The organism is Marinobacter manganoxydans MnI7-9, from assembly GCF_000235625.1.
GTDB classification, from domain to species: domain Bacteria; phylum Pseudomonadota; class Gammaproteobacteria; order Pseudomonadales; family Oleiphilaceae; genus Marinobacter; species Marinobacter manganoxydans.
Genome location: NZ_AGTR01000017.1, coordinates 1 through 947, shown reverse-complemented (window position 1 = coordinate 947; position 947 = coordinate 1). Strand labels below are relative to the sequence as shown.

Here is a 947-nt window from a genome sequence, read left to right as displayed (position 1 = left end):
CGGGCCGACGGCCCTACACCGGACGCCTACTACGCTGCGCTCCGTAGTCGCCGCTAAACAAAAGCGTTAGCACCAAAAAGTTCAGATATGGCAAAGGTTAAGAAAAAGCTCACTCCGGCTCAAAAGAGAGCAAAGAAAGCCGCGAAGGCAGAGCGGCAAAGGAAGTACCAGTGGGTCTTTATGAACGGTAAGCAAGTCAGAATCAAGCGGCCACCAACCGTGGATGGTATGCCTGTAGATCAGTTCATCCAGGAGAATGCTGATCCGATCTGGCTCCATCAGAACGAGTTGTGGGAGCTGATGCCAGTTGAAGACGCACTTTTTGGCCCAGAGCCGTCTACCGAATTAGATGCAACAGAAGACGAAGACGGATTACCATTTTGACTTTAGCCGCAGGTGTTCAGTTGAGCAGTGCTAACCAGTCATTCCAGTACGTTACGGGCCTAACGGCCCTCCACCGGACGGCCTTTTCTCCGCTTCGCTACGCAAAGGCCGCCGCTGAATATTGGCGTTAGTGGCTGTGGCTTCGGTCCTTTTGGGCTGCGGTGTGCCAGTGGCCTTGGTGCCGTGCTTGGTTGCCAAACCCGCATATTCTGGTGAGCACCAAGGCCGTCCGAATCCGCGTTCGGTTTGGTTGCATCAGTAAGCAAGAGTTTTGGCGGGAAATTCGGTGTTCACCGTGTGGGGTCGTCCGCCGAAAATTGGGTCTGGATCTGCTACCTTTGAGTTCAGGTTCATTCACCGCATCATTGGCGGTGTTTCAAACAGAGTGCATCGGCTCATGTCGGTGCCGGGTTACGGAGTAGGCCGTCAAGGTCAGTGCCAGGGAGCCGGCAGTGTCATTACCTGCCACTAACCAGTCGCTGTAGTACGCGGCCGATGGCCGCCGGACGCCCTTTTCATTGCGGCTTCGCCTCCATTACAAGGGCGCCGCTAAGCTTCGCGTT

At 55.3% G+C, this 947-nt stretch carries 1 protein-coding gene; it reads left to right on the top strand.

Annotated features, from left to right (window positions below):
• The first annotated feature begins 87 nt into the window (after positions 1–87).
• Positions 88–384 (top strand): hypothetical protein, encoded by a 297-nt coding sequence (locus tag KYE_RS05175; RefSeq protein WP_008171112.1) that lies wholly within the window; start codon positions 88–90, stop codon positions 382–384.
• Positions 385–947: the final 563 nt, after the last annotated feature.